This window comes from Candidatus Phytoplasma gossypii (assembly GCF_030586975.1).
GTDB lineage: Bacteria > Bacillota_I > Bacilli_A > Acholeplasmatales > Acholeplasmataceae > Phytoplasma > Phytoplasma citri.
In genome coordinates, this window is record NZ_JAOSIT010000063.1 from 1 (window position 1) to 1763 (window position 1763).

At 17.0% G+C, this 1763-nt stretch carries 2 protein-coding genes; one reads left to right on the top strand and one right to left on the bottom strand.

Going from position 1 to position 1763, the window contains the following annotated elements:
• Positions 1-206: 206 nt before the first annotated feature.
• A complete protein-coding gene (locus OC698_RS03035; RefSeq protein WP_304513218.1) occupies positions 207-581 on the bottom strand; it encodes an SVM family protein in 375 nt (124 codons plus the stop codon).
• Positions 582-1172: 591 nt separating this feature from the next.
• Between OC698_RS03035 and OC698_RS03040 the strand changes: the two genes are divergently transcribed.
• Positions 1173-1763: effector (locus OC698_RS03040; RefSeq protein WP_304513219.1), on the top strand; the 591-nt coding region annotated here is incomplete at its 3' end.

Consider the following 1763-nt stretch of genomic DNA (forward strand, 5'->3'; position numbering starts at 1 on the left):
GGGAATCGTTCTTAATTTTTTAGTATTTATCGATGGCTGGTGATGGGTTAGTTCGCTTAAAATTTGGAAAATAATTTATTTTATATTATATGCGAACACATATAAAATATAAAATTTTATAATTTTTTATTTTTAAAAAATATGTTTGGATAGATAAAACAATTCTTCTTGAAATGGGAGGAATTTTTTATGGGTTTTAATTTTAATTATTTTGTTTCTATAATTCTTATAAATGGTTTTAAATTGAAAGTTACTTTTTTTGTTTTTTGTGAAATATTTTTGTAAATTTCAGATTTTTTTTCTTTTAATTGAAGGTTTTTTTCTTCTAATTTTAAAATTTCTTTTGTATCCGCCAAATTTAAATTAGGATTTTTATTATTTCTAAAATAATATATTTCTTCTTCTAATTGTTTTTGTTGTATTGATAATTCTAATAATTTTATATTCATATTTTTGTTATCAGAGATTAATTCTTGTTTTTTTATCGCCATAACTTGATTATTATTCATCATCAATAATAAACTTAAAATAATAACTAAAAATAATTTTAAGAAATGTAATTTATTTTTTACTAAAATCATTGTCTATTTCTCCTTTTATTGTTGGTATATTTCTCGATCGAGAAGAAAATGTATAAAGTATATTTAAAATTAGCTATTTTATATATTAATTTGTGTTATTGTGTTTATTTTTTAAAAAATTAAATTTGGTTTTTAAGAATTCTATTTTAGTTTGGAAAAAATAATTTTTTTTAATTGTATCGGAAATACATTATATTGATTTATCAATTTTAAAATTTTTTTGATCAAATATTAACTAATTGTTATCAAATAATATATTCATTATTTAATATAATTTAACTAAATCAAAATTAAAACAAACAAAATATTTATTAATTAAATTATATTTCTTATATTAATGAGATAAATTATTATTCATAAAAATAAGTTTTTATTTTAATTTTTTATATAAAATTTTTAATAAATCTAACTTAAATTATAATCATTTTATTTTTTATGTTAAAATTTTTAATAGAAATCAATTTTAATTAGAAATTAAATAATCTAAAAATGAATAAAATAATAAACAAAAAATTATTAATAATATTTTTATCATTTCTTTTTATTTCAATATTTTATTATCTTTTAATTGTTAAAAAAAATAAATTTTTCATGTTTAATCATATTCAAAATCATAATTCCACTCATATCCCCAAAATACTTCAAGGACAACCAAAATCTGAATCTAAAAAAGAAGAAAACTTGAAAATTTTAAATAAATATTCTCATTTATTACGTTTTATAGAAAAAATTTATATAAAATATCAAAATAAAATTAAAAAAATCGATAAAAAGTTAAATTTATATCAAAAAGATTTTTTGATTTTAAATAAAGAATTATGTCATTATAAAAATTTAGAAAAAATTTTTAATAACAAAAAAGTCAAAATCGCAGAAGAATTAGTTCGGAAAAAACAAATATTAATAGAAAATAAAATTTATTCTTTTAAAAAATCTTCTTTGATGATAGAAGAACAACAGCTTCAAGAATTGAAACAAAAAAATGATGATATGAAAAAAATAATACAAGCAAAAAAAGATCAAATTCAACAGGCAAAAATAAAAATAATTGAATTGGCCAAAGCTAAAAATATTTATCATGAAACACTATACGATTTAAGCGGTTACTCAAAATCCCAAATTTTAAGCAAACTAACCCATCACCAGCCATCGATAAATACTAAAAAATTAAGAACGATTCCT

Coding starts and splice junctions, on each gene's coding strand:
- OC698_RS03035 (WP_304513218.1), bottom strand. CDS start 581: ATGATTTTAGTAAAAAATAAATTACATTTCTTAAAATTATTTTTAGTT.